The 21,660-nt window shown below is 42.2% G+C and carries 18 protein-coding genes; 6 read left to right on the forward strand and 12 right to left on the reverse strand.

Annotated elements, in window-relative coordinates:
• Window positions 1-60 precede the first annotated feature (60 nt).
• Genes tatC through tatA form a run of 3 tightly spaced genes read right to left on the reverse strand, consistent with a single transcriptional unit; the run spans window position 61 to window position 1,484 of the window.
• Window positions 61-837, reverse strand: a complete 777-nt coding sequence (gene tatC / locus GVV58_RS06740) for a twin-arginine translocase subunit TatC (RefSeq protein ID WP_159516220.1) — start codon at window positions 835-837, stop codon at window positions 61-63.
• Window positions 834-1,256: a Sec-independent protein translocase protein TatB gene (tatB, locus tag GVV58_RS06745; protein WP_100355648.1), complete on the reverse strand. Its 423-nt coding sequence runs from the start codon at window positions 1,254-1,256 to the stop codon at window positions 834-836. The genes tatC and tatB overlap by 4 nt, the downstream gene beginning before the upstream one ends.
• 9 nt (window positions 1,257-1,265) lie before the next feature.
• Window positions 1,266-1,484, reverse strand: a complete 219-nt coding sequence (tatA, locus tag GVV58_RS06750) for a Sec-independent protein translocase subunit TatA (RefSeq protein ID WP_100355649.1) — start codon at window positions 1,482-1,484, stop codon at window positions 1,266-1,268.
• Between the two features lie 185 nt (window positions 1,485-1,669).
• On the opposite strand from tatA, the gene GVV58_RS06755 reads away from it, so the two are divergent.
• Window positions 1,670-2,551 (forward strand): permease, encoded by an 882-nt coding sequence (locus GVV58_RS06755; protein WP_100534627.1) that lies wholly within the window; start codon window positions 1,670-1,672, stop codon window positions 2,549-2,551.
• 130 nt (window positions 2,552-2,681) lie between these two features.
• Here the strand turns inward: GVV58_RS06755 and rdgB are convergent, their stop codons facing one another.
• The 8 genes from rdgB to GVV58_RS06795 all read right to left on the reverse strand — a co-directional run bounded on the left by rdgB (window position 2,682) and on the right by GVV58_RS06795 (window position 13,662).
• Complete coding sequence (gene rdgB, locus GVV58_RS06760; RefSeq protein ID WP_074383999.1) at window positions 2,682-3,308, reverse strand: RdgB/HAM1 family non-canonical purine NTP pyrophosphatase; 627 nt, start codon at window positions 3,306-3,308, stop codon at window positions 2,682-2,684.
• Window positions 3,309-3,410: 102 nt separating this feature from the next.
• Complete coding sequence (locus GVV58_RS06765; protein WP_100534625.1) at window positions 3,411-4,001, reverse strand: SEL1-like repeat protein; 591 nt, start codon at window positions 3,999-4,001, stop codon at window positions 3,411-3,413.
• Window positions 3,998-4,591, reverse strand: a complete 594-nt coding sequence (gene metW / locus GVV58_RS06770; protein WP_004278415.1) for a methionine biosynthesis protein MetW — start codon at window positions 4,589-4,591, stop codon at window positions 3,998-4,000. The genes GVV58_RS06765 and metW overlap by 4 nt, the downstream gene beginning before the upstream one ends.
• Window positions 4,591-5,751 carry a homoserine O-acetyltransferase gene (locus GVV58_RS06775; protein ID WP_100355652.1) on the reverse strand — a complete coding sequence of 387 codons (1,161 nt, stop codon included), beginning with the start codon at window positions 5,749-5,751 and terminating at the stop codon, window positions 4,591-4,593. Before GVV58_RS06775 ends, metW begins: the two co-directional genes overlap by 1 nt.
• A 113-nt stretch (window positions 5,752-5,864) precedes the next feature.
• Window positions 5,865-7,562: a 2-isopropylmalate synthase gene (leuA, locus tag GVV58_RS06780; RefSeq protein ID WP_159516221.1), complete on the reverse strand. Its 1,698-nt coding sequence runs from the start codon at window positions 7,560-7,562 to the stop codon at window positions 5,865-5,867.
• A gap of 428 nt (window positions 7,563-7,990) precedes the next feature.
• On the reverse strand, window positions 7,991-8,674 hold the full coding sequence (locus GVV58_RS06785; RefSeq protein WP_159516222.1) for a Fe2+-dependent dioxygenase: 684 nt from the start codon (window positions 8,672-8,674) through the stop codon (window positions 7,991-7,993).
• Window positions 8,675-8,743: 69 nt separating this feature from the next.
• A complete protein-coding gene (locus GVV58_RS06790; protein ID WP_159516223.1) occupies window positions 8,744-11,041 on the reverse strand; it encodes a TonB-dependent siderophore receptor in 2,298 nt (765 codons plus the stop codon).
• Between the two features lie 305 nt (window positions 11,042-11,346).
• Complete coding sequence (locus GVV58_RS06795) at window positions 11,347-13,662, reverse strand: TonB-dependent receptor (RefSeq protein WP_159516224.1); 2,316 nt, start codon at window positions 13,660-13,662, stop codon at window positions 11,347-11,349.
• 261 nt (window positions 13,663-13,923) lie between these two features.
• On the opposite strand from GVV58_RS06795, the gene tig reads away from it, so the two are divergent.
• The 4 genes from tig (at window position 13,924) to GVV58_RS06815 (ending at window position 18,283) form a co-directional block, all read left to right on the forward strand.
• Window positions 13,924-15,255 carry a trigger factor gene (gene tig, locus GVV58_RS06800; protein WP_005095580.1) on the forward strand — a complete coding sequence of 444 codons (1,332 nt, stop codon included), beginning with the start codon at window positions 13,924-13,926 and terminating at the stop codon, window positions 15,253-15,255.
• Between the two features lie 195 nt (window positions 15,256-15,450).
• Window positions 15,451-16,056 (forward strand): ATP-dependent Clp endopeptidase proteolytic subunit ClpP, encoded by a 606-nt coding sequence (gene clpP, locus GVV58_RS06805; RefSeq protein ID WP_005095582.1) that lies wholly within the window; start codon window positions 15,451-15,453, stop codon window positions 16,054-16,056.
• 29 nt (window positions 16,057-16,085) lie between these two features.
• On the forward strand, window positions 16,086-17,396 hold the full coding sequence (clpX, locus tag GVV58_RS06810; protein ID WP_005095585.1) for an ATP-dependent protease ATP-binding subunit ClpX: 1,311 nt from the start codon (window positions 16,086-16,088) through the stop codon (window positions 17,394-17,396).
• Window positions 17,397-17,566: 170 nt separating this feature from the next.
• A complete protein-coding gene (locus GVV58_RS06815; protein WP_100357538.1) occupies window positions 17,567-18,283 on the forward strand; it encodes a DUF2846 domain-containing protein in 717 nt (238 codons plus the stop codon).
• 425 nt (window positions 18,284-18,708) lie between these two features.
• Here GVV58_RS06815 and GVV58_RS06820 read toward each other — a convergent pair whose 3' ends face one another.
• Window positions 18,709-20,235: a fumarate hydratase gene (locus GVV58_RS06820; protein ID WP_005172753.1), complete on the reverse strand. Its 1,527-nt coding sequence runs from the start codon at window positions 20,233-20,235 to the stop codon at window positions 18,709-18,711.
• A gap of 694 nt (window positions 20,236-20,929) precedes the next feature.
• On the opposite strand from GVV58_RS06820, the gene GVV58_RS06825 reads away from it, so the two are divergent.
• Complete coding sequence (locus tag GVV58_RS06825; protein WP_005095591.1) at window positions 20,930-21,169, forward strand: DUF2171 domain-containing protein; 240 nt, start codon at window positions 20,930-20,932, stop codon at window positions 21,167-21,169.
• Window positions 21,170-21,660: the final 491 nt, after the last annotated feature.

Below are 21,660 nucleotides of genomic sequence, written 5' to 3' on the forward strand. Positions count from 1 at the left end.
ATAAAAAGACAGCCGGAGCTGCCTGAGTTAAAGCATGATTTTTGTTTTGGCTGATTGTTCTTATTGCGCTTTTAAACGCCGTTTTTCGATCAGTTTTCCGGCCAGCAAACCCAGTTCAAACAGCAACCACATCGGTACAGCCAACATGATCATCGACAGTGCATCTGGTGGTGTCACGAACATCGCGACAAAGAAACAGCCGACAATAATAAAGCGCCGTTTCTCCACCAGGGTTTGTGTTGAAACTGCCCCAATCAGGATTAAAACCAAGGTAATAATCGGGATTTCAAAGGTAAAACCAAAGACCAGAAACAGCTTTAAACAGAAGCTAAGATAACTGTTAATGTCGGTCATCGGTGCCACAGTTTCCGGCGAGACACTGATAAAAAAATGCAGGATCGAAGGTAAGGCCACAAAGTAGGCAAAGCTGATCCCGGTATAAAACAGCACAATACTGCCGATCAAAAGCGGCAGTGCCAGACTCTTTTCTTTGGCATACAGGGCCGGTTTAACAAATGTCCAGAGCTGATACAGGATGAACGGCATAGCGATCATCAATGCCACAAAGAAGTTCAGCTTAAATGGTGCCATGAATGTTGCTGTCACATCCGTGGCAATCATGGTCGAGCTGGCGGGTAGCTGTGCACGCAGCGGTTCAGACAACCACTGGTAAGTCTGATTGGCAAAGGGCAATAAACAGAAAAACAGGCCAATCAGGACAGCAACCACTTTAAACAGATGTTTTCTTAACACCACCAAATGCTGGGTAATCGGCATCTCTTCAAGGTTCAGCGCTGCAGCATCATTTGAGGCAGGTGTGGTCGGTAAAGACGTCATACGGCCACCTTCATTTCTGTATAGCGTTGTTGGGAAATCACTGCTTGAGTTTGTGCAGGCTGAGGTAAATACACCGCTGATACGGGCTGTACCACAGGCTGATAGCGAAGCACGGGCTGGGCAGCCTGAGGCTTTATTTTTAATTCATCAGTTGCAATCGGCTGCTGCAAATCTGCCATTTGTGCCTGCATCTTGGCTTCCAGTTGCTGGATCCGCTGCATTTCGGCCTGCATCTGTTCTCGCAGTTCGGACAAGCGTAATTCACGATCCAGATCGTTCTGAACATTGCTGACCATGCGCTTGATCTTGCCATACCATGTTCCGACAAAACGGACTGCCTCAGGCAACTTGTCTGGCCCAAGCACCAGAAGTGCAATAATCCCGAAAATCAGCAGCTCGGTCATTCCGATATTGAGCATAGCGGACTCTTAACTCTTGATCGAGGTTTCAGGGGTTTTGACTTGTGCATCAATCGTTCGCGGTTCTTGCAGCTTGGCCATTTCTGCTTCTTCATCTTTGACTGATTTTTTAAAGTCTTTAATTGCACCGCCGACATCTTTACCCAGGTTTTTCAGCTTCGATGTACCAAATAATAAAATCACCACAATTGCAAAAATCAGCACATGCCAAATTGATAATCCTGCCATTATTTTATCCTCTATATTTCATGCCCCTATCTCAGCAGGCTTGTATGACAATGCAGTGACGCTTTAATGACAGTTTGCCGACACGGCAGCAGGGTAATGAGTAATTCATATGAAAAATCTATCATTAGATGAAAAGGATGCTGTGCTAGCATATAACCTGATATGGAAATCTCAGCAGCACTGTCATGGCCTTGATTCTTCCCCTGCTGTCTTTTTTGATTGGTTATTGGGGCGTGCAATATTTAAAGCCAATTCGACCTGTCTTGGCGGCTTTATTGGCACGTGTCCTGATTCCTGTGCTGATTATTTACAATATGGTGTTTTATAAAGCGGGCAGTCTGTGGCTGATGGGCTTTAGTATTTTTAGTTCAATTGTGCTGTTTAGCCTGTTTTATTATTTTGCCAAAGATAAATTGCGTGCGCTGTGTTTTAGCTATTTGAATGGCGTATGGCTCGGTCTGCCGTTTGCCTTAGCAGTGTTTGGCACTGACGCAATGTCGACCATGATTGCACTTTATATTGGTGGCTCATTATTTGGGAATGTCAGTGCTGTCATTGCCGTGAGCCAAACTCGCCAAGATTGGACATTTATTCTGAAAAATGTCCTGCAATCACCACCGGTGATCGCACTCAGTATTGCAGGGGTTTTATCATTTTGGGACTTTAGTCATTATGAGTTTCATCCCATCCTTCAATGGGCATATGCAGCCAATAAATTTTTAGTCACTTTTGCAGGAATGTGCATTTTGGGCATGTGGCTTCGTCATGTCCGTATTCAGCTGAGGGATTTAAAGCGCAGTCTGGTGCTGATCAGTGGGCGCTTTATTTTTGCATTAGGCTTGGCTGGTATTGCCTATATATTCTTGCCGATTCCACATCAGCTCCTGACTTATAGTGTAATGATGATGTATTTCTTATTGCCACCGGCAGCGAACATCGTGGCTTTAGAAACCCATTATCAGGGCACAGGGCATTCCGCTAAATATATTGCTTCGGGGACGATTGCGAGTGCAATTTTGATTGGGATCTATGGGCTGGTGTTGCATGCGGTGATGCCTACGCTATAAAGTTTCCTTTTTTGGAGAGAAGGCTAGAAAGAGTTATAAAGTCCCCCTTTGAAAAATGGGGATTTAGGGGGATTCATTAATGTTTAAATCTCTCCCAACCTCCCTTTGGAAAAGGGAGGGGTAAAACAAATTATTTCGCCAAACTGGCTTTAAACAGCTGCATGGCCTGACCACGATGACTGATTTTATTCTTTTCTTCTTTGCTCATTTCTGCACTGGAAATACCGAGTTCCGGCAACCAGAACAGCGGGTCATAACCGAAGCCATTTTCACCGCGTGCTGCTTCTAAAATTTCACCCGTCCAGATGCCCTGGAAAATTTGTGGCAGTGGATCTTCAGCATGTTGAACCAGTGCCAGTACACAGACAAACATGCCTTCAATCGCTTCGCTATCTTTACGCAATGGTTTAAGGTCTACTAGAAGTTTCTCATTATTGGCGGCATCATTGCCATGTTCACCGGCATAACGTGCTGAGTAGATCCCAGGAGCTCCGCCAAGAACTGGCACACAAATGCCTGAATCATCGGCAATCGCCGGTTTACCTGAGATTTTAGCCGCGTGGCGTGCCTTGATAATGGCATTTTCAACAAAGCTTAAGCCATCTTCGATGGCATCTTCGATATTCAGTTGACCTTGAGGAATCACATCTACCGGCAGTTGCAGTTCCGCAAACATTTTCTCAAACTCGGCAATTTTACCTTTGTTATTACTTGCCAATACCAGTGTGCCTTGGGATAACCAATCTGTAGAAGCCATGTGTCACTCATTCTCTAAATATCAATCGTGCTATTTTAACTGCCATTGCGGGTTTGTAGGCAATAAAAAAGCACCCGAAGGTGCTATTTATACCATTCAGCTTTATTGTGCCTGAATCCATCTGTCGGCACGGTCACGCGCCTGACGGATCTGTTCCTGGGTCAAGTTTGCCGCCAATGCTGTTTTCTTGCCTTCAGAAAGGGTAATCACTTTATTGTCGAGCATGCCATCACGGGTAGACAGTTCATACCACTGATAAGCACCCATGTAGTTTTTCTTTTTCTCTTCCATCATGGCCAGGTTAAAGCTGGCACGGTTATCACCACGGCTGGCTGCTTTTTCAAAATACTGACGTGCCAGCGCTTCATCTTTTCGGGTGCCCATGCCATCTGCCAGCATACGGCCGACATTTAACTGCGCCACGGCTAAACCTTGATCGGCAGCAGCTTTGTACCAGGCAAAGGCCTGTCGTTCATCTTTTTGAATGTCTTTGCCATACTGGTATTTGGTGGCCAGATAAAACTGTGCACCGGCCTGACCTGCTTTAGCTGCTTTGATCAGACTGTTGATATCCATTACTGAATACTGAGCCGCTTGACTGGCAACAGAAGGACTTGGAGCAACATAGTCGGCATGGGCTTGCATGCCAAAAAGTCCAGCCAGTAGCGTCGTACCTAATAATAATTTTTTCATAGCGCGCTCACTCGATAAATTGCGACTTCACCAAATAGATTAGGGAGATGCTTGCTGAGCAAACTATCTTCTTGATTCCCGTTCACAGCGAGTCGATTAATAATTTTGATGTTATTTTCCGCACAAAGTGCTTCAAAATCACGAAATGTACATAAGTGGATATTCGGGGTGTTATACCACATATAAGGCAAGGCTTCAGAAACCGGCATTCTACCTTTGATGGCCAGGAAAGAACGGGTCTTCCAATGCGCAAAGTTCGGAAAGGTAATAATCGCCTGTTTCCCCACACGCACCATATCACGCAATAATACGTCAGGTGCATCTACAGCCTGCAAAGCTTGTGCCATGACCACATTGTCAAAAGACTGGTCGGCAAAGCGGCTTAAACCGAGGTTTAAGTCTTGTTGGATGATATTTAACCCGCGACTGACCGCAATTGCAATCTTTTCCTGATCAATTTCTAATCCGTATGCACGAATATCGTGTTTTTTACTCATTTGTGCCAGCAGTTCACCATCGCCACAACCGAGGTCGAGTACGCTAGAACCGGGCTTAATCCACTTTTCAGCGAGTTGTTGATCGATACGCATTATACGGCCTCCTTCGGTGTGGCTTTCAGGTGTTCTTCACCACCCAGGAATGCACGCAAAGATTTTACATACAGGGGAATCGGGAACAGGAAGGAATCGTGACCCTGTTCGGCATCAATATCCAGATAGCTCACCGGTTTATGGTTGCTAATTAAGGCATCCACAATTTCCTGCGAGCGGGCAGGGGTAAAACGCCAGTCAGTGGTGAAGGACACCACCAAAAATTTGCACCGGGTATGGGCCATGGCTTTTTTCAGTGACTGCTCATATTCACGTGACGGATCAAAATAATCCAGTGCTTTGGTCATGATCAGATAGGTATTGGCATCAAAGTTACGGCTGAACTGTTCACCTTGATAACGCAAATAACTTTCGACCTGGAATTCGACATCAAAACCATACATAAATTTGCCAGATTTCAGATCACGGCCAAATTTCTGCTTCATGGCTTCTTCGGACAGGTAGGTAATATGACCGACCATACGTGCCAGAATTAGACCACGTTTGGGATAGCTGTCATTTTCCAGATAACGGCCGTTGTGGAAGTCAGGATCAGACAAAATTGACTGACGTGCTACTTCATTAAAGGCAATATTCTGTGCTGAAAGTTTTGGCGCACTGGCAATAATCACACATTTTCTTAAACGGTTCGGGTAATCCACTGACCATTGCAGTGCCTGCATGCCACCGAGTGAACCACCAATGATGGCATCCCAAGTCTGAATGCCTAAACGATCGGACAATAAAGCCTGAGTTTTAACCCAGTCGCGGACCGTGACCAGCGGAAAATCTGGACCATAAGGACGGTTTTCATTTTCAGGATTTGGTGAGGTTGGACCGGTAGAGCCACTACAGCCCCCAATATTATTCAGTGAAACCACAAAGAATTTTGCAGTATCAATGGCTTTGCCGGGACCAATACAGGCGTCCCACCAGCCGGCCTTTTTATCATCTTCATGATGATAACCTGCGGCATGATGATGACCAGAAAGGGCATGACAAATCAGAATGGCATTCGACTTGTCAGCATTTAAGGTACCGTAAGTTTCAACCATCAGTTCAAAACGGGGGAGGATGCGACCGCATTCAAGCTCTAACGGCTCTTCAAATTGGAACTTTTGTGGGACAACAATGCCCACTGAGTCAGCTGGAAAAGACACGGGGAGGATTCGCCTTAAAATCTTGAGTATGAATAATAAAAGGATACCACTAGCGGATATCCTTCTAAAGTCATTTTAGTGCTATGAATTATCGCTAATTCTAATACAGCCGGTTAGACCGCAGCAGCGATTACCTGATCAGTGCTTAATACACCTTGATCAATCAGACGGTTGGTCGATGCAAGAATTGCTTCGATCGAAGAGGTCACGATGTTGTCATGCACACCCGCACCAAAGGCAGACTTGCCAGTGCCTTTGACTTGCAGTTCAATCAAGGCCAAGGCTTTGGCATGCGCACCTGAACTGATGCTGCGCTCTTCATAGTTTAAGACATCGATTGGCAATTGTAATGCATCCAAGATTGCAGAAATTGGACCATTGCCTTCACCGCGAACACGGCGGGACTGACCCTCAACTTCAAGATCCAGCTCAATCACCTGATTGCCATTGTCATCCGATAACTTGTAGTTCTTAGTTGAGTAATGTACATGTTTAACATCGACATAAGTCTCTTTAAACAACTTCCAGATCTCGGTTGCAGAAATTTCAGTGCCTTGTTCATCGGTACGTTTTTGTACAATTTGCGAGAACTCGATTTGTAAACGACGTGGTAAAGTCACGTTGTAATTCGATTCTAACAAGTAGGCGATACCGCCTTTACCTGACTGTGAGTTAACGCGAATCACCGCATCATAGTCACGGCCCAAGTCTTTTGGATCGATTGGTAAATATGGCATATCCCACATTTCTTGGTCTTTCTGGAATTCGAAACCTTTTTTGATCGCATCCTGATGTGAGCCGGAGAATGCAGTAAAGACCAAATCACCTGCGTATGGATGACGTGGATGTACTGGCAAACCGGTACATTCTTCTACAGTCGCGATAATTTCATTGATATTGGAGAAATCCAGGTTTGGCGCAACACCTTGGGTATACATGTTCAATGCGATTGCTGCCACATCGACATTACCGGTACGCTCACCGTTCCCAAACACACAACCTTCAACACGATCGGCACCAGCCATAATCGCCAATTCAGATGCCGCGATGCCGCAACCACGGTCATTATGACAGTGCACTGAAATAATCACGCCGTCACGACGCTGAATGTTGCGGTGCATCCATTCGATTTGATCGGCATAGATGTGTGGACCTGAAACTTCTACCGTTGCTGGCAAGTTCAAGATCACTTTATTGGTCGGTGATGCTTCCCAGATTTCAGTCACAGCATCACAGACATCTTTTGCAACTTCTAATTCAGTCGCAGTGAAACATTCCGGGCTGTACTGGAAGACAAATTCAGTTTCAGGCTGTTTTGTGGCATATTCTTTGACTTTTTGTGCTGCATTGACGGCTAATTGTTTTGCGCCCGCTACATCTACATTTAAGACTTTCTCGCGGAAAGTCGGTGAATTGGAGTTGTAGATATGCACAATGGCACGTTTTGCACCCTGTAAAGATTCAAAAGTACGAGCAATTAAATGATCACGAGCTTGAACCAAAACTTCGATATAAACATCTTCAGGAATATGATCTTCTTCAATCAATTTACGAGTGAAATCAAAGTCAATTTGCGATGCTGAAGGGAAACCAATTTCAATATGCTTGAAACCGATTTTCACCAACATCTGGAACATCTTGAATTTTTGCTCCATGTTCATTGGCTCGAAGATCGCCTGGTTACCATCACGCAGGTCAGTACTCATCCAGATTGGCGCTTTGTTGATTTCATTGTTCGGCCATTGACGGTCTGGTAAGTCCACACGTTGATACATGCGACGGTATTTTTTACTTGGATCAGCCAACATCATGAGAGAGCTCCTTGTGTAACCTGATAGAGTCTGCGCTTGGTTGAAGCACTGGCAAAGGTTACCGAATAGATTGTGTCTATAATCGTCTACATACAGATTGGAACCAGCATTAAAACTAAAAATCTTCTGGAATATTTGGGATTTAGTCTTAATCAAAAAACCTGCATGATCAACTTATAACTTTAAGTTTAATCCAGTTAAACCGAAAAGTTTTTGCTTTTTTAATAGATTTTAGTCGTATCTTAATAAAGATTTTCTTATAAGCTTTAAGTTTTGAAAAATATTCCCATATATTTTAAGTATAGTGTTTTATATTTTCTTGATTTTGAAATAAGCCGTTATTTTTTACACCCAATCATGCCATATCAGCCTCTATTTTTAGAAAAGATAGCCCTAGATGGTTAAAGACATTTCATCCGGGCAAGCTTTTAAAGCTCGGCCCATTTGCGCATGAGGTTGTGATACAAATTGGTCAGTTTCATAACTTCTGCATGCTGATCGCCCAGTTGCATTCTCAAGTTTTGAATGCTTTGATCCAGATTAAACAGCATATGCCGTTCTGCATCATCACGAATCATGCTTTGTATCCAGAAAAATGAGGCAATTCGGCAACCTGAGGTGATTGGGGTGACTTCATGCAAACTGGTGGATGGATACAGAATCATATCGCCGGCAGGTAATTTTACTTCGTGATAACCGTAAGTGTCTTCGACCACCAGTTCACCACCGACGTATTCTTCAGGTTCACTCAAGAAAACCGTACAGGATAGATCGGTTCTGAGGCGTTCATTGCTGCCACGAATCCGGCGAATGGAATTGTCGACATGAAAGCCGAAAGCTTCATTATTTTCATAACGGTTAAACAGCGGGGGGATGATGTCCAGTGGAATGGCTGCTGATAAAAACAGGGCATGCTGTCCCAGAGATTCAAGAATGATGGTGCTTAAGTGCTGGGTCAGGGGATGATCTTCAGGCAGTTGCTGATTTTGTTTCACGGTGGCAGACAATGTACCTGCGGTCACCTTGCCGTTGACCCATTCAACCTTATTCATCTCCTCACGGAAATATTGTACCTGTTCTTTGCTCAGGACATTTGGAATATGATGCAGCACTGGAAACCTCTGAATAATTGTATTTAAAAAATAACATAGCCCCCCTAAGGCGGCTATGTTTAGATCGAATTAATATTTAAAGTTGATGGCCAATACTGCACTACGACCTTCTGCTTCAGTGGCATAGTGAGATGCATACGCTTTTGTGAAGTAACGTTCATCTGACAGGTTGTTAATGTTCAATTGCAAATCAACGTTGTCATTCACGTTATAACGTGCCATGGCATCATAGCGGACATAGTCATCGACCCATTTGGTATTTGCCGCATTGCCATATACTTTATCCATATAGCTTGCACCAGCACCGAGCGTCAGTTGCGGCAGGACTTGATAAGTCGTCCAAAGTGTCGCTGAGTTTTTTGCTACGTTTTGTACTTGTTTACCATCATTGGTGCCCGTACCATCATCGACAAGTTCGCTGTCTAAATAGGTATAACCCGCAGATACCGCCCATTTGTCTGTGATATTCCCATTTGCGCCGAGTTCAATCCCATCTACGCGTGTTTCACCAATGTTTTGCGTAGTACCATCTTCTGCAGCCGCTCGTGTATTGGTTTTTTCGGTACGGAAAATGGCAGCAGTCAGATTGAGTTTGTCATCCAGAATATCCCATTTTGTGCCGAGTTCCATGGTACGAACTTCTTCAGGTTTTAAATTCTGAATTGCCGCATTAATGCCTTCAGAACCATCACCACCATCGACACCGACTGGGTTGGAAGAAGTTGCATAACTTGCGTAGATACTGCCATTTTCAACAGGTTTATAGGTTAGGCCTGCTTGGTAGTTGATAAAGTCTTGATCATTTTTAATTGTTACCTGATCGCCAGCACTTGCTGTAATTGGCGTATTGTTTGCGCCAGTAACTGCATTATTTCGTGCACCATAGGTCATGGTTTGCTCAGTTGAATAGTCATCCCAACGCACGCCTAAATCCAAAAGCCACTGTGGGGTAAATTCAATGCTATCCAGGAAATAAACAGACTTGGATTTGCTTTCGATATTGTAACGGTCAGCACCATTGGTACTTAATGTGCCTGTCCATGGAGCACGATGAGGATTCTGTACAGAGGTACACCAACCTGATGTTATATTCGCGGGAATACTACAGTTATTAGTTGGAGTATTATCCGGATTGAGAGTACCTGTCGCGTTTTTGCCATTAATAATATATTGCGTACGATCTGTTTCCTGATCTGAGTACTCTGCACCTAGGTTAAAGCTATGCTTAAGGAAACCTGTATTGAATTTTCCAGTTAATGCAAGCTGGTCAGTAAAAGTATTAGTATCGGCTACACGAGAGTTTGCACGTGCCCAGACATTGCCATTTAGCAAGATGTTACCCTTAGAGTCATCTGGATTAGTCCACAGGTAATCATTTTTAGATTGGTTATACACTGCGGTATTGCTAATCGTCAGATTGTCACTCAGATCATGTTCTAATTTAATAGTTCCTGACTGATTTTCCTGTTTCTGAAAGTCACGATCTTTCCAGCCATAGTATTGGCCTTGCTGGATATCAATGGGTTTGCCGTTACCATTCAGTCCTGCACTTGCATTGGTTGCAGCAAATGGATTGTTATAAGGAATACCCGAATCCGGCGTATCGTCCGTTTTTAGGTAGTAATAACCCAAAGTCGCGCGAGTAGGGGTGTCCAGACCAAAGCTAATACTTGGGGCAATACCGGCACGTTTATATTCTGCGCCGTCTTTCTGACCCGCTTTTTCATTCTGATGGCCCATGACTGCAACACGTGCTGCAATCCCATTGCCAAAGTCTTTGTTGCCGTCCAAAGTTATACGTTGATAATTATCTGTTCCACCAGCGACAGAACCTTCTAGGGCATCTCCTTTTTTCGCCACTTTAGAAATCATGTTGATACTGCCACCCGTTGTTCCTGCACCACCCATGGCTGAAGCAGAACCTTTAGTGACTTCAACCTGTTCGACTGCAAACATCTCACGGTTTTGTGAAGTGGCATTACGAATGCCATCCACATACATGGAGCTTTCAGAGTTAAAACCGCGGATAAATGGGCGGTCACCATTCGGATTACCACCTTCACCCGCGCCTAAGGTAATACCAGGAACTGTTCGAAGGGCATCCGCTAAAGTTGTCACCTGAGTATCTGCAATCAGCTGTTTTGAAATCACTGATACTGATTTAGGCGTATCCAGTAAAGGTGCAACAAATTTGCTATTCGCAGATTGATCTACTTTTAAGCTGGGTGCCTGTTCAGCTTTGACTTCTTGATGAATCGTGTCTAACTGGATCACTTGTTCTTCTGCCATCGCATTTGCAGCCACCATTGATAAGGAGGAAACAATTGCAGAGGAAACGATTTTTTTGCGTTTTTTAATAAAGGTCATTTTGAACCTGATCATTGAATAATAAATATGCATGCGAATAGTAATGATTCTTGTTATTGTTTTTATCTTTTTATTATGGGAATTCATGATCTTTAAGAAAATATTAAATGAATTTATAAATGTAATGATGTAACAATCATAATTTAAGCTTATGTTTTTGATGGAAATTGATAAAGTAAACTGATTGTTAATTTTTTATTGAGAATAATGATATTTATAAAAGGGTAGATATAGGCAATATTTTGGGAAAGTATGGGTCTAGACATAAGAAAAGACCCTGCCGGGGCAGGGTTTAATATTCAAAATTAAAATTTCGTATTCAGACTTAACCAGTAGCTACGGGATTTATATTTATTATTGTAGTCATCACGGTATGAAGGGATATAACTACCATTTTCTTCAGTGAAAGTGGTTTTATATGAAGTAAAGTCTTCATCCAATAGATTGTTAACACGTGCATTAATGGTAAACATATCATTAATCTTGTAAGAACCACCTAAATGGAACACGGTTGAGTCTTCGAAATATAAAGCTTCATTTGTAGTAGCATTTACTTGGTCAAAACGATCAGCACGATATTCAGTGGTTAAGAATACATTGAAAGCATCTGTTGCACGCCAATCTAAAGTTGCATTTGCCATATGCTTAGCCGTGTTGCCTAGAGGTAAGCCTTTTTCTTGTCCACTTTTTTGCTCACTATCTGTGTAAGTGTAGTTTGCACGAAGTGATACTTGATCAAGTAGCTGAACTTTACCTGCTAACTCCACACCTTGAATAACAACTTCATCAATATTTACAGTACGAGTAGTTGTTGAATACCCAAGATCGGCGTATTCACCAGTGCTTGAACAGATTAAGCCTGTTGTTCCACCACAAGCTTGAGAGTCAATTTTGTCTTCAAATTTATTGTGGAAAATAGTGGCATTGAAATTATGGCCTGCAGGATGCTGCCAATATGCAGCTAGTTCAGAGCTTGTACTAGTTTCTGGTTGTAGGTCCGGATTTCCGAATTGTGGAGATGTTCCCTGACCACCAAATCCAACAATACCATCATAGAGTTGCGTTGTTTTTGGTGTTTTATAACCTGTACTTACACCACCTTTTACAGTGAATGCATCGTTAAAAGTATATACACCGTATAAACGTGGGCTGAATTGGTCGCCAAAAACTTCATGATTGTCGTAACGTAATCCCGTTGTTAATGCAAAAGGTTGTGTAATTTGCCAAGTATCTTCTGCAAATAATGACCACATATTATGATCTTGTACTTGAGCCGGGGTACCCGATTCCATACCAAACACACCATCTGTGAGTTCCCCACGGATGATCTGTGTCCCTACAATCACATTGTGTTCACCAGCAAGTTCGAATGGCATGTTGAGGTTAGCATCAAGAGTATATTGTGCACTCTCTAAAGTACGGTCAGGACGTGGTAAGAAAGTTGCTTCAGCAATTTGTTTGCGCTCTGTTTCACTTAAACCTGCATATTGCCCTGTCCCATTTAGCATTTCTAAAAGAGTTCTTCTTTCTGCAACTGTGAAAGGAAGGGTACGTCCTTTATTATTGGTTTCGACATGCGCTAATGAAATAAAGCTTTTACCTATGTTCCAGTCGCCTTCATGGGTAAGTGACCATGTATCACGAGTAAACTTCTGTTCAGCCTTATAGCCGACACGGGGATCAGCACGGCCACATGGTTCTGCAGTTGTGCAAGTTTGGCGCCAAATTGAATCAATTCCATCTAACGTACCGAGTTGTGCTTTATCATTATCGTATTCTTGTCGAGAGGTATCAACGTCTGCAGAAAGGGTTTGGTTATCAGTAATTTTCCAAGTTAAGCGTGCACCTAAAGACATATTTTCATTATTCACGGTTCGGCCACCACCACCAAAACCTAAACTACGATCGTGTACCACACCATTTGGATCTGTAGAAGGTGCATATTGTGGGTTAGATTCGTCACGTTCATACAGGCTGCCACGAACCATTAAACCTAATTTATCTTTAATTAATGGACCCATAAGGTTGAAATCGATGGTTTGATCTTCACCAAAATCATCATTTTCTTCAAAAGTACGGCTGTGAGTGACCGAACCTGACCATTCGTCTGTCACTTTTTTAGTAATAATATTAATCACACCACCCATAGCATCTGCACCATAAAGAGTAGATGCAGGACCTCGGATCACCTCAATGCGTTCAATCGCATCTAATGGTGGAATATGGTTGAATTGGTTGCCGCTAAAACTGTTTGGATAAATATCGCCATGGTTATTTTGGCGTTTACCATCAACCAAAATCAATGTGTAGTCACTCCCCATACCACGCATTGAAATGGAGCCCTGACCTGTTTTGTCATTGGTTTCTCCAATATCAACACCTTCCAGTTCACGAACGGCATCTAATAAAGTCATGTATGGTTTTTTTTCTAATTCTTCTTTCGTAACGACCGAAATACTAGCAGGTGCATCCGTAATCTTTTGTTCATAACCCGCTGCTGAAACCACAATCGTAGACAATTGTGTTACTGGTACAGTGTTATTATTTGTTTCAGCATGTGCAGAGGCAGCTGTAACCCCAAGAATAGCCACTGCAAGTGGGCGAAGATTAAAATTACGCATAACCGAAATTCCGAGATGGAGAAAGTTAAAGATTCAAATCAAATTTCAGGAATATTAATGATAATATTTATCATTTGCAATAAAAATATACAATTCCTTCATTTCAATTTAATCGCCTGAATATTTGAAAAGATGCCAATTCAAGTAAAAAAAGGGTTTAAAAACTGGAACTCGCGCGTATTTTTTGTATATCCTTAAATGTTGTCATATAATGTGGCACATTTTTATAAACCTGTTATAACCTAATATATAGAGGAAGCCATGCAAGTAACTTCTGAAGCGGTTTCGGGCGTTGCCCGTCGTTTAAATGTTTCTGTACCGACGAGCCGTATTAATGAGCAATTTGAAGCTCGTTTAAAACGCACTGCTAAAACTGCGAAGATCAACGGCTTCCGTCCAGGTAAAGTGCCTGTAAACGTAGTTCGTCGTGAATACGGCGCGGGTATCTACCAAGAAGTGGTAAACGATATTATTCGTGACACAGTTTTCGAAGCAATCCAGCAAGAGAAAATCAATGCTGTGGGCATGCCAAACATCGAAAAAACTGAAATGAAAGACGACGCGCTGGTATATACAGCGACTGTTGAAGTTTATCCAGAAGTTGAAGTGAAATTCGAAGGTCTGGAAGTTGAACGTAAAGCAACTGAAGTCAACGATAAAGACGTTGAGAAGATGATCGAAAATCTTCAAAAACAACGTGCTGCTTGGGCTGAAACCAAAGGCATGGCTAAAAAAGACATGCAAGTGACTTTCGATTTTGAAGGTACGGTTGATGGTGAGAAATTTGAAGGCGGCGCTGCTGAAGACTTCAAACTTGTACTCGGTTCTGGCCGTATGATTCCTGGCTTCGAAGACGGCATCGTTGGTATGAAGAAAGGCGAAGAGAAAGTGATTGATGTAACTTTCCCTGAAGATTACCAAGCTGAAAACCTTGCTGGTAAACAAGCTCAATTCAAAATCACTGTGAAGCTTGTTGAAAAACAAAAACTTCCAGAAATTGATGCTGAATTCCTAGAAATCTTCGGTGTGTCTGAAGAAGAAGGCGTTGAGAAGTTGAAAGCTGACGTTCGTAAAAACATGGAACGTGAAGTGAAAAACGGCCTGCGTAACCAGGTAAAAGGTGCGACTTTTGATGCGCTTGTTGCTGCAAACGAAGTTGAACTTCCAGCGGCTATGCTTGCTCAAGAAATTGACCGTCAACGTCAACAAATGATTCAGCAGTTCACTCAACAGTTCGGTGCTCAAGGTGCGCAAGCATTTGATTCAAGCATGCTTCCAGATGAATTGTTCAAAGAACAAGCTGAAAAATCTGTAAAACTTGGTGTATTGGTTAGCCGTGTTTTAGCTGATGCGAAAATCGAAGTAGATGCTGCACGTGTTGAAGCGTATATCCAAGACATGGCGTCTTCTTATGAAGATCCAAACGAAGTGATCGAATACTTCAAAAACGATGCGCAACAACGTCAACAAATCGAAGCTGTTGTACTAGAAGACCAAGTTGTTGATTACATTTTGGCTTCTGCTAAAGTAACTGATGCGACTGTAAGCTATGAAGACTTATTGAAAGAGCAGCAAGCTCGTCAACAAGCTTAATTTTAGCTTTCCATAAAAAAGGCGCTTGATGCGCCTTTTTTTCATATTGATGCCTGAAAAAAGCATTTCTGATTTTCACAAAACTAATGCAAAAAATATGATGGATTTATTGGCGAATTTTTTGCAATTTCAGTGATTATCCCTCATATTGTGATTATGGGTTAGGTCACAAAAAATTTAGGAATAAATAAACGTATGTATGTTCCAACGATTGAAAACGCTTTAGTGCCAATGGTGGTAGAACAATCCTCTCGTGGTGAGCGTTCTTTTGATATTTATTCACGCCTTTTGCGTGAACGTGTAATTTTTATGACGGGCGAAGTTGAAGACAATATGGCGAACCTTATCGTTGCGCAAATGTTGTTTTTAGAGGCTGAAAATCCAGATAAAGATATTCATTTATATATCAACTCGCCAGGTGGTTCAGTGACTGCAGGTATGGCGATTTATGACACCATGCAGTTTATCAAACCTGACGTGGTGACCTATTGTATGGGGCAGGCAGCATCTATGGGTGCCTTCCTGCTCAATGCCGGAACTAAAGGTAAGCGTTACTGCTTAGAAAATGCCCGCGTCATGATTCATCAGCCACTCGGTGGTTTCCGTGGTCAGGCTTCGGATATTGAAATTCATGCCCGTGAAATTCTATTTATTAAAGAACGTTTAAATCGTTTAATGGCTGAACACAGCGGTCAGGAATACGAGAAAGTAGCACGCGATACAGACCGTGATAACTTTATGACTGCTCAGCAAGCGAAAGAATACGGTCTTGTGGACGAAGTTTTAACTAAACGTCCATAAGTTTTAAAGATTCAGATAGTGGAGTAAATATGTCCGAACATCCTCAAGGACAAAAGCATTGTTCATTTTGCGGTAAAACGCAGTCTGAAGTCGGGAAGCTGATTGCAGGCGAGGACGCATACATTTGTAACGAATGTGTGGACGTATGCTTAGATTTGGTTCAAACCAGTCAACAGGTGGAAACCAATGACTGGGCCAATCGTCCTTTGCCGAAACCACAGGAAATCCGTGCGGCCTTGGATCAATATGTCATTGGTCAGGATATCGCAAAAAAGACCTTGTCGGTTGCAGTGTATAACCATTACAAGCGCCTGAAAGTGCAGAATAATGGCAAAAAAGCTGACGATTCAGTTGAACTTTCAAAAAGTAATATCATGCTGGTCGGCCCGACGGGCTCAGGCAAAACCTTGTTGGCACAAACGCTGGCGCGCCTTCTTGATGTACCCTTTGCCATGGCAGATGCAACCACACTGACAGAAGCAGGTTATGTGGGTGAAGATGTAGAAAACATTGTACAGAAGCTTTTGCAAAAAGCCGATTACGATGTCGAGAAAGCACAGAAGGGCATTATCTATATCGACGAGATCGACAAGATTACCCGCAAGTCTGAAAATCCATCGATTACGCGTGATGTATCGGGTGAAGGCGTACAGCAGGCTTTACTGAAAATGATCGAAGGTACGGTTGCATCGATTCCGCCCCAAGGTGGCCGTAAGCACCCGCAGCAAGAATTCATTCAGATTGATACATCCAACATTCTGTTTATCTGTGGTGGTGCATTCTCTGGACTTGAGAAAATTGTGCAGCAGCGTCAGGAAAAAGGTGGCATCGGATTTACCGCAGAAGTGCGTAAAAAAGATGAAACCAAGAAGCTGTCTGATCTGTTCCGTCAAGTTGAAGCAACTGACCTGGTAAAATTTGGTTTGATTCCAGAATTTATTGGTCGTTTGCCGGTGATTGCTACTTTGGATGAGTTAGATGAAGAAGCATTGATGCAGATTCTGACTGAACCGAAGAATGCATTAACCCGTCAGTATCAACATTTGTTTGATATGGAAGACGTGGATCTAGTCTTTGAAGAATCCGCATTACGTGCCGTGGCGAAAAAAGCGGTTGAGCGTAATACTGGTGCGCGTGGTCTACGTTCGATCCTGGAAAATTCATTACTCGAAACTATGTATGACCTGCCAAGCCGCAGCGATGTCGGTACAGTAGTCGTCAATGAAGCGGTGATTAAAGGTGAAGCAGAGCCAGAATATCGTGCCGAGCGTCAACCGCATGAGCAGCAAGAGACAGCGACAAAAATAGATTTAAAAGTGGTGAATAGCAAATCTGCTTAACTGCTATTCATCCGAAACCTGCGAAAACTCCGTGTTTTCGCAGGTTTTTTATTTCCAAAAATAAAGCTGGATGTTAATCTGATTGACTAGGCGTGGATGCCTAAAACTTATAAAAAATAAATCGCAAAGCACTTGCATATAAAAGAATAAAGACGCAGTGAGGGATAAGCATGCGTGGAGTCGCAATTGTACTCATCAGCAGTTTGGCATTGCTGGGGTGTCATGGTAAGAAAGCCGTCGTTGAGCCTACACAGTCACTCAGCACTCTAAAAAATATTGATCTTGAAAAAAAACCGGGCTTTGTGGAACAGCATCGTATTGGTATGTTTACTATTGGTGGCTGGGTCAATCAAAAGCAGGGCAATCAGTTTCAAACGGTGAAACCACAACATGATCAAGCCGCCATCGTGTATTTATACCGTCCTGATTCCAGATGGAACCGTCAGGAAATTGTCGCTGCCAGCCTGTTTATCAATCAAGAACATATTCCAAGTCTTTTGCATAATCATTATTACTGGATTGAAGTTCCTACAGGAACATATCGTTTAAGTACCAGTCGACCGTTGGGTGCTTTGCATTTTCAGAAGCCTAAATATCTGGATTTTAGTGTGGAAGCAGGACAATCCTATTTTATTAAATATGATGAAGAAAATATCAGCACGCGGCGTAGTGTCTCGGGGCCCTTCATGCTCATGCCGGAAAAGGTCGGTCTGAATGAAATTGCTTTTACTCAGCTTAAATCTCACAGTTTTAACTTTGTGGCGCAAGATCAGGAAACTGGCCAGATTCGCAAAAAAGCCCAGAAAATTGAACCAACTGCTTATGATCCATCATTAGATGTACAGTTGAAGGCACCTTTTAAACTTTGGGATCCGCGTACTTGGTAATGGAACATTTTCTAGAATAAATATAATAAAAAAGCACCGATAGAGGGTAATGTTGATCAGTTAAGGAGTTTAGAAATAGACTCTTTAATTTTTTAGTCATTCACAGCGGAGTATTAATTTTATAAATCAAATTCTTGTAAATTATTTGTTACTTTGGTTTCGCCCAAATGAGAAGCTTCGCAAGGAAGGCATCTTGCGGAGCAACACTCCTCATCCGCAAAACTCGTCAGCCACCATCGACTAGTAAATTTGTCGCAGAAACAATCATTTTTAATCTTGCGGTGCAATACACCTCATGCCTCAAACAGTTGCGGATGACTTTTCTATCTATCAGATATAATCATGAATTTGAAAAAGAAAATGCCAGTCAATTCCTTAACTGACTGGCATTACCGATAGAGGGTGCTTTTTTATTGCAGTCAAAATTAGCCTGCAGCAGCGTCCACGACTGGAATCTTACCAATTTTTGCTTGCCAGATTTTAGGTGCAGTGGCGTGAATAGATGTACCATTCACATCAACTGCGACAGAAACCGGCATATCTTTCACGACAAACTTGTAAATTGCTTCCATACCCAAGTCAGCAAAAGCCACCACTTCAGCTTCACGGATCGCTTTCGATACCAAGTAAGCAGCACCACCCACAGCCATGAGGTAAGTTGCCTGGTTATCTTTAATGGCTTCAACAGCAGCAGGGCCACGGTCCGCTTTACCGATCATGCCGAACATGCCAGTTGCTTCAAGGACTTGGCGAGTGAATTTATCCATACGCGTAGCCGTTGTTGGACCAGCAGGGCCTACAACTTCATCACCGACTGGATCGACTGGACCGACGTAGTAGATAAACTTGCCTTTCAGATCAACCGGAAGTTCTTCGCCATTGTTGAGCATGTCGACCATACGTTTATGTGCAGCATCGCGACCAGTATAAATCGTACCGTTTAGAAGAAGCGTATCGCCTGGTTTCCAAGAGTTCATTTCTTCTTGTGTGATGTTGTCTAGGTCAACACGTTTAGAAGATGAAGAATCCCAAGTGACTTCAGGATAGTCTTCAAGTTTTGGTGCGATGATGTTGGCAACACCCGTACCATCAAGTGTGAAGTGTGCATGACGAGTCGCAGCACAGTTCGGGATCATACCGACTGGCTTACCCGCAGCATGACATGGATAATCTTTGATTTTAATATCAAGAACAGTGGTTAAACCGCCAAGACCTTGTGCGCCAATACCCAAAGCATTCACTTTTTCGAAGATTTCGATACGAAGTTCTTCAAGTTTAGATTGTGGACCACGACGAAGTAATTCGTCCATGTTGATCTCTTCCATCAATGCTTCTTTGGCAAGCATCATGGCTTTTTCAGCAGTACCACCGATCCCAATCCCTAGCATACCTGGTGGACACCAGCCTGCACCCATCGTTGGAACAGTTTTCAGTACCCAATCTACGATTGAATCAGATGGGTTCAACATTGCGAGTTTAGATTTATTTTCTGAACCGCCACCTTTGGCTGCTACAGTGATATCTACTTTATTACCAGGCACAAGCTTGTGGTAAATCACGGCAGGAGTGTTGTCTTTGGTATTCTTACGACCAAAAGCAGGATCGGCCAGAACTGATGCACGAAGCACGTTGGAGTTTTCTAAATAACCCTGACGTACGCCTTCATTGATTGCATCATCCAGGCCCATGGTTAAATCGAATTTAACATCCATGCCCACTTCAACAAATACGTTGACGATACCGGTATCTTGACAGATTGGGCGGTGGCCTTCTGCACACATGCGTGAGTTAATTAAGATTTGCGCGATCGCATCTTTAGCAGCTTTGTTCTCTTCACGATCATACGCACGGCTCATCGCTTGGATAAAGTCTTGTGGGTGATAGTAAGAAATGAACTGAAGCGCATCTTTAACCGATGTGATTAAGTCATCTTGCTTGATAATAGTTGTCATACAAATATCTCTTGAGCGGGCTGATAGCTAGCGGGCTAAATTATAAGACAAAAGAATCGGGTTGTGGGCATTTTGGGCGAGCATTGGCCGAAAGTTTATAGTTTAGGCAATTTAAAGGAGGACTTTAGCTGCTCAACGGGTCAAATATGACAGTAATTGGTCATATTTAGTGTCATATTTCAGACTAAAAATAGTCATATTTATTATTATTTTTGATTAAGTAGTTGAATTTTAATTATTATTTAAAAATTAATAAAAAACCGGATTGTCATATAACTGTCATAAAACTTTTACATAATGCAGCTATTGAAACGGGAGATCTTAACAATGGTTACAGGTATTTTAATGGCAAGTGGTTTTTGTGTATATATCGCTGCAACTTGGATGTACGGTCAGAAAGAAGATCAAGCCTAAGCTTTATCTTCTTTTTTATTTTAAGACATAAAAAATTAACCTATCTTCAAATCTTCAAATCTTCAAATCTTCAAATCTTCAAATCTTCAAATCTTCAAATCCAGTTATAAAAATATTTGAAAACTCAAATTTAAAAAGCATCTCTCCTATAGCTTACTCAAGCCATGTTGACCATTTACATTTTTAACCCAGAAAAACTCAAAGCCTGAAAACCCTTACACATGTGGCATTTTTTATTGCTTAGACTGTTTCTCTCAACTTCTAGAAACAGGCAAGTAGAATGAACAATTTTAATGCAAGTGATATTAAAGAACATGCTTCAGTCATTGCTTCATGTGGTACTCAAGTCGGGAAGGTAGACCATTTAGAAGGTCAGGATTCAATTAAATTAACAAGAAGTGATGATGAAAATAATGAGCATCATCTGATTCCCTTGAGTTGGGTAAGCGAAATCAAAGACGATAGCGTAGTGCTCAATAAAACAGCAGAAGATGTGCGTAAAGAGTGGACCACCTTATAAAAAATTAAAGTCAGTGGACTGAAAAGCAGGGCTGTCTCAGCTTAATTTTTTATGTCACAGACTTTATTAGTAATCGTTGAAAATGCCAGTTCGAAAGACTGGCATTTATTATGCGTAGTTGATTCTTTTTTATTTGGTTTTGCATTCTGCCAGAAATGGATTTTGAGCCTGTATAATGATTTTATCTGAAAATTTCCCTTCATATTCAAAACCATTTTGTATGATTTTTAGCGTTTGAAAACCATATTTTTCCTAGGCACGACTTCCACCTAAATTATGTCCAAAGACTATCAAGCCTAAACTTTTGAGTTGTAATGGCTTAAAGAAAAACTCTTTGACCAACTTGAGCGCTTCACTGCCATAGCCTTGAGCTGTCCAAGTGATTGTTGAGATTGCAATACAAAATTCAGCATGTTGAGCACAAGATTGATTTCTAGAATTCAAAGTTTACTGATCATTTCATCAGGATGGTTTAAACAAATTGTAAAGTC

Origin of the sequence: Acinetobacter sp. 18QD2AZ41W (assembly GCF_009829025.1) — a bacterium.
Lineage (GTDB): Bacteria > Pseudomonadota > Gammaproteobacteria > Pseudomonadales > Moraxellaceae > Acinetobacter > Acinetobacter pseudolwoffii.